We start from the raw sequence: 6,720 nt of genomic DNA on the forward strand, positions 1-6,720 counted from the left end.
GACCCTGGGATGCGCCGGGGGTGGGGCCCGCGGCAGGGCCGTCGGCGATGACCGTCTTGCGGAGCGGCGGGGAGGCGAGCCCGGTCATCGGCCGGCTCCTTGCGTGGTGCGGCGGTTGGAGATCCTGAGGAGGGCGAAGGAGAGGGCGAAGGTGGCGAGGGCGAGCACGACGGCGGTGGCCGAGGCGGCGTGGATGTTCCCGCCGGTGAAGGCGTCGTTGTAGACCTTCATGAGGGGGCTCCAGGTGGAGGGGATGCCATTGGTGAGCGGCTTGAGCGTCATGGGCTCGTTGAAGACCTGGAGGGTCGCGATGATCGAGAAGAAGAAGGTGAGCACCAGCGAGGGCACCACCATCGGGATCTTGACGCGCAGGGCGATCTGGAGCTCCGAGCAGCCGTCGAGCTTGGCCGCCTCGTACACCTCGGCGGGCAGCGAGCGCAGCGCGGTGTAGATGACGATCATGTTGAAGCCGGTGCCGCCCCAGACAGCGATGTTCGACATCGCCAGGTAGAGCGGTCCGCCGTCCATGAGGTCGGGCTCGGGCAGGCCGAGCTTGCCGAGGACGAAGTGGAAGGGGCTGACGTCCGGGAGGTAGAGGAAGCCCCAGAGGACGGCGGCGATGACACCGGGAACGGCGTACGGCAGGAAGATCGCGAGCCGGGCGAAGGAGCGGGCCCGGACGCGCTCGGAGTCGAGCAGCAGCGCGAAGAAGAGGGCGAGGCCGAGCATCACGGGGACGACGATGGCGCCGTAGCCGAGGACGCGCAGGGCGCTGGCGGCGAGTTCGGAGTCGGTGAGGGCCGAGGCGTAGTTCTCCAGGCCGGCCCAGACCTCGGACTTGGCGCCCTTGCCGAGGCCGAGACCCTTGATCTCGACCTTGTGGAAGCTGAGCCAGAGGGCGTAGCCGATGGGGAGGGCGAAGAAGAGGGCGAAGAGGACGGCGGCGGGGAGCAGGAAGAAGTAGGGGGCACTTCGTGCTCGTTTGAGTGCGGTGGGGGGCGACGGGTGGGCGTACGGGGCCGCTTCCGCCCCGTACGCCCGGCGCGCGCCCGTAAGGGGCTGCGTCACTGGGCGACCTCGAAGCCCTGCTTCTTCAGGTCCGTCACGGTGGCGGACTGGACGGCGGTCAGGGCGGTGCCGAAGCCGGACTTGGCCTTGGCGGCCTTGCCGAACTCGTCCTTGAAGGCGGTGTAGGCGACGTTCACGTTGGGGCCCCAGGCGGCGGGGGCGGTGGTCTTCGCTATCTCGGCGGCGCGGGTGTAGAAGTCGGGCTGGTTGGCGAAGTAGTCGGGGGCCTTGGCGAGGGCGCCGCTGGTCTGGGCGGCGGTGGCCGCCGGGTAGATGCCGCTCTCCTTGACGAGGGCGGCGAGGGCGACCGGGTCGGTGTTCAGCCAGGTGGCGAACTGCGCGGCGGCCTTCTTGTGCTTCGAGTCGGTGGTGACGGCGGTGGAGGAGCCGCCCCAGCTGCCGGTGGACGAGCCGCCCTCGGTCCACTGCGGGAGCGGGGCCATGGCCCACTTGCCCTTGGTGTCGGGGGCCGCGGTGGTCAGGGTGCCGGGGGCCCAGACGGCGGAGACCCAGGCGAGCTGCTCGCCGGTGTTCATGGCCTTGTTCCAGGAGGGGGTGTACATCGGCTGGTTGTCGATGGCGCCCTCGGCGACCAGGCCGCCCCAGAAGTCGGAGACCTTCCGGGTGGCGGCGTCGTCGATGCCGACCTTCCAGGTGTCGCCCTCGAAGGTCCACCACTTGGCGCCGGCCTGCTGGGCGAGTCCGGCGAAGAGGCCGGAGTCGTTGGCGGAGAAGGTGGTCAGCGACTGCTTCGGGGCCTTCTTCTTCAGGTCGCGCGCGGTGGCGGCGAACTCCTCCCAGGTGGTGGGGACGGAGAGTCCGTACTTCTTGAAGAGGTCCTGGCGGTAGAAGAACATCAGCGGTCCGGAGTCCTGCGGCAGGGCGTAGACGGCCTCGCCGCCGAAGGTGGTCTGCTGCCAGATGCCGGGGGCGAACTTCTCCTGGACGCCGGCGACGTCGGGCGCGATGTCGGCGAGGGCGTCGTTGGAGACGAGGGTCGGCAGGGCCTGGTACTCGGCCTGGACGAGGTCGGGGGCCTTGTGGGCCTTGGCCGCGGTGATGATCTTGGTGACGAGGTCGTCGCCGGATGCCTGCTTCTGCACCGTCACCTTGATGTCGGGGTGTTCGGCGTTCCAGAGGGCGACGACCTTGTCCATACCGGGGGCCCAGGCCCAGTAGGTGAGCGAGACGGGGCCGGAGCCGGCCGCCCCCTCGTCCCCGGAGTCGGAGGATCCACAGGCGGTGAGCGCGGTGGCGCCGAGCAGGACGGCGGTGGCGGCGGCGAGGCTGCGGCGCATCGTGTGGGGCATGGGGTACTTCTCCCTGACCGAAAGGGCCTCTCCCTAGGGCGGGGAGGCCGACCATGCATCTGTGAGCGTTCACAGTAGAGAAACGTTCCAGACACTTGTCAATGGTTGTTCGTGTGCGGTTATGTTGCGTTGCCACATCGAGATCGACTGTGTGCACGTTCACAACGAACCAGAGCTTTCATCGCTCGAGGCTTCAGGAGAGACCCATGCCGCAGACCACTCCCAAGGGCCTGCACCGGCTCGCGTTCGGCGGGGACTACAACCCCGAACAGTGGCCGGAAAGCGTCTGGCAGGAGGACGTCCGGCTCATGCGGGAGGCCGGCGTCACCATGGTGAGCATCGGGATCTTCTCCTGGGCCCTCCTCGAACCGGAGCCGGGCCGGTACGACTTCGGCTGGCTCGACCGGCTCCTCGACCTGCTCCACGAACACGGCGTCCGCATCGACCTGGGCACCCCGACCGTGGCACCGCCCGCCTGGTTCTACCGGGCGCATCCCGAGGCGCTGCCCGTCACCGCCGAGGGCGTGCGCTACTCGTACGGCTCACGCGGCGCGATCTGCCACAGTTCCACCGCCTACCGGACGGCCGCCGCGGGCATCACCACCGAGCTGGCCCGCCGGTACGGCGGCCACCCGGCGCTCGCGCTCTGGCACGTCCACAACGAGTACGGCGTTCCCGTCGGCGCCTGCTACTGCGACGGCTGCGCCGCCCACTTCCGCCGTTGGCTCGACGACACGTACGGCTCGGTGGAGGCCGTGAACGAGGCCTGGGGCACCGCCTTCTGGGGGCAGCGCTACTCCTCGTACGAGGAGATCGACCCGCCGCGGGTCACCCCCACCGTCGGCAACCCCGCCCAACAGCTCGACTACCGGCGCTTCGCCGACGCCACCATCCGGGAGAACTTCCGGGCGGAACGGGACATCCTGCACGAACTCGCGCCCGGAGTCCCCGTCACCACCAACTTCATGACCGCGCTCAGCCAGTGCGACTCCCTCGACTACTGGGCCTGGGGCCGCGAGGTCGACCTCGTCACCAACGACCACTATCTGATCACCGACGGCCGCCGCACCCACGTCAACCTGGCCATGGCCGCCGACCTCACCCGTTCCGTCGCCGGCGGCGCGCCCTGGCTGCTCCTGGAGCACTCCACCTCGGGCGTGAACTGGCAGCCCCGCAACCCGGCCAAGCGCCCCGGCGAGATGGCCCGCAACTCCCTCGCCCATGTGGCCCGCGGCTCCGAGGGCGCCATGTTCTTCCAGTGGCGCCAGTCCCGGCGCGGTGCCGAGAAGTTCCACTCCGCGATGGTCCCGCACGGCGGCACCGACACCCGGATCTGGCGCGAGGTCGTCGCCCTCGGCGCCGGCCTGGAGGCCCTGGAGGAGGTGCGCGGCAGCCGGACCGTCCCGGACGTCGCCATGCTCTGGGACTGGCACTCCTGGTGGGCGCAGAACCTGGAGTGGCGGCCGAACGCCGCCCACGACGCCCGCGAGCGCGCCGACAGCTTCTACGAGACACTCTACGACCGGCACCTCACCGTCGACTTCGCCCACCCCGAGGCCGACCTCTCCGCCCACCCGCTGGTCGTCGTCCCCGCGCTCTACCTCATGACCGAGGCCGCCGGGCAGAACCTCCGGGAGTACGTCGAGAACGGCGGCACGCTCGTCGTCTCGTACTTCTCCGGGATCGTCGACGAGCACGACGCCGTGCACCCCGGCGCCTACCCGGGCGCCCTGCGGGACGTCCTCGGCCTCACGGTGGACGAGTGGTCGCCGCTCCTGGACGACCAGCGCGTGCGGATCACCGGACCCGGCGGAGCCTCGCTCACCGGCGACGTGTGGACGGAGTCCGTCCGGCCGCGCGGCGCCGAGACCGTGTGGACATACGCCGACGGGCCGGCCGCCGGCGGCCCCGCGGTGACCCGCCACCGGCTCGGGCGGGGCACCGCCTGGTACGTCTCCACCCGGCTGGACGCGGCGTCGCTCGACGCGGTCGTCGCCGCGGCGTGCGAGGACGCGGGGGTCGCGGCGCGCGGCGCGCTGCCGCGTGACGTGGAGGTCGTGCGCCGCGCGGGCGACGGCGGGCAGTACCTGTTCGCCCTCAACCACTCCGCCGAGGACGCCGAGGTGCCGCTCGACGGCTCCGGGACCGAGCTGCTGGGCGGCGCCCCGGGGGGCACGCCGGTCGACGGGAAGGTCACCGTCCCGGCCGGTGCCGTGCGGGTCGTACGCCTCGACTCCTGACCCGCACCTCCCCCTCCCCCGGCCCGGCCGGGGCCCCGATATCCCCGGGGGCGGCGCCCGCTGCGCCGCCCCCGGGTGAACCGCACCACCCGTGAGGAACCACCCGCACCACACCTCTCATTGGCCACCGTCGAAGGGACTCGACGATGCACCCCACCACCGTCAGAAGCCGCATCCGCCTGCGCGCCGCGGCCGTCGCCACCGCGCTCGGCGCCCTGCTCCTCGCTCCGCTGCCGGCCGCACAGCAGGCCGAGGCCGCCGCCACCCTCACGAACGCCGGGTTCGAGAGCGACGCCACCGGGACCGCGACCCCGGCCGGCTGGTCGACCTACTCGGCCGCCGGACAGAACGCCGCCTCGTTCACCGAGGCCGGGGGCCGCGGCGGCGGCTACCGCCTGAGCCACTGGTCGGCATCGGCGTACAAGGTGGAGACGTACCAGTACCTCTCCGGGCTCGCCAACGGCACGTACACGCTGAGCGCCTGGGTCCGGTCGGGCGGCGGCCAGAACTCCGCCCATCTCGCCCTGCGGAACTGCGGCTCGGCCGAGCAGCGCACCGACCTGCCGGTGACGTCCACCTCCTGGATACGGATCGTCACTCCCGTCACCGTGACGGGCGGCGCCTGCACCGTCAGCATCAACTCCGATGCCAAAGCGGGCAATTGGCTGAACGTCGACGATCTGACGTTCACCGCGGGATCGACCGGTCTCGCGGTCAGGGGGGTCGACGTGTCCTCCCTCAGGAAGAGCGAGGACCTCGGCGGGACCTACCGGTCGAGTTCCGGCACCACGGGTGACGCGGTCGCCCTGCTCAAGAACGCGGGCGCCAACTACGGCCGTCTGAAGGTGTGGGTGAACCCGGCCGACGGTTACAACGACAAGGCCCGTGTCCTCGCCACCGCGCAGCGGATCAAGGCCCAGGGCATGAAGCTGCTCGTGGACTTCCACTACTCCGACATCTGGGCCGACCCTGGCGCCCAGACCAAGCCCGCCGCCTGGCAGGGCCATTCGTACACGCAGCTGAAGACGGACGTCTACAACCACACCTACGACGTCCTCAACGCCCTCAAGGCGCAGGGCACCACGGCCGACATGGTGCAGATCGGCAACGAGATCAACACCGGCATGCTGTGGCCGGAGGGTTCGACGAGCAACTGGTCGCAGCTGGCGGGGCTGCTCGGCTCCGGTGTCTCCGCGGCCAAGGCGGTCTCTTCGAGCACCCAGATCGCGCTGCACCTCGCGAACGGCGGCGACAACGCCCTGTACCGCACGTGGTTCGACAACGCGACCGCGCAGGGCGTGAGTTACGACGTGATCGCCTTCTCCTTCTACGGCTACTGGCACGGCGCCCTGTCCTCGCTCCAGGCCAACCTCGACGACATCTCCGCCCGTTACGGCAAGAAGGTGATGGTCGCCGAGACCGCGTACCCGTTCCGCCTCGACAGCGAGGACGCCCACGAGAACATCATCGACCTGTCCTCGGAGCTGGTCTCCGGCTACCCGGCGAGCGCGGCCGGCCAGTCCGCCTGGCTGCGGGACGTCATGAACGTGGTCGAGGCGGTCCCGAACGGCCGCGGTCTCGGTGTCTTCTACTGGGAGCCGACCTGGACGGCCGTCACGGGCAACGGCTGGGACCCGGCCGACTCCTCTTCCGGCAACGGCTGGGAGAACCAGGCGCTGTTCGACTACGACAGCAAGCTGCTTCCGGCGGCGACCTGGCTGGCCCACCGCTGACCCACCGTGCACCACGAGGGGCGGGCTCGTTCACGAGCCCGCCCCATCCGCGTGTTCCGGCCACCACTCGGCGGGGGCCGCCGTCGCGTCACCGGGCGGGTTGCGCGGCGCTCGCGGAGCGTCAGACCGGTAGGCGCGTCCCCTTCCCGCCCCCCCCCCGGCGGCCGGTCAGCGGTCCGCGTACGGAACGCTCGGCAGCCCCCTGACACCCGGACGGCAGACGAACAACCGCCCCGCGTCCGGCTCCGCCCGGCGGCGGGGCTCGGGCAGGCCCTCCGCGGCCGTCGTGATGACCAGGACGTCGAGGTCCGGTCCGGCGAAGGCGCAGCTCGTCACATGGGAGGCGGGCACCTCCACGCGCGCGTGGAG

The 6,720-nt window shown here is 71.1% G+C and carries 5 protein-coding genes; 2 read left to right on the top strand and 3 right to left on the bottom strand.

What is annotated here, in order from left to right; genetic code table 11:
- Positions 1–84: 84 nt before the first annotated feature.
- On the bottom strand, positions 85–1,068 hold the full coding sequence (locus tag AOK00_RS29210) for a carbohydrate ABC transporter permease (protein WP_173861666.1): 984 nt from the start codon (positions 1,066–1,068) through the stop codon (positions 85–87).
- Complete coding sequence (locus AOK00_RS29215; protein WP_055603237.1) at positions 1,065–2,378, bottom strand: ABC transporter substrate-binding protein; 1,314 nt, start codon at positions 2,376–2,378, stop codon at positions 1,065–1,067. The genes AOK00_RS29210 and AOK00_RS29215 overlap by 4 nt, the downstream gene beginning before the upstream one ends.
- Positions 2,379–2,584: 206 nt before the next feature.
- On the opposite strand from AOK00_RS29215, the gene AOK00_RS29220 reads away from it, so the two are divergent.
- On the top strand, positions 2,585–4,618 hold the full coding sequence (locus AOK00_RS29220) for a beta-galactosidase (RefSeq protein WP_055603238.1): 2,034 nt from the start codon (positions 2,585–2,587) through the stop codon (positions 4,616–4,618).
- Positions 4,619–4,764: 146 nt separating this feature from the next.
- Entirely contained in the window at positions 4,765–6,351 is a 1,587-nt protein-coding gene (locus AOK00_RS29225; protein WP_055603239.1) for a glycoside hydrolase family 53 protein, read from the top strand.
- A gap of 168 nt (positions 6,352–6,519) precedes the next feature.
- Here AOK00_RS29225 and AOK00_RS29230 read toward each other — a convergent pair.
- Positions 6,520–6,720 (bottom strand): SMP-30/gluconolactonase/LRE family protein (locus AOK00_RS29230; RefSeq protein WP_173861667.1); only part of this gene is annotated, 201 nt, incomplete at its 5' end.

Source organism: Streptomyces aureus (assembly GCF_001418135.1).
Lineage (GTDB): Bacteria > Actinomycetota > Actinomycetes > Streptomycetales > Streptomycetaceae > Streptomyces > Streptomyces aureus_A.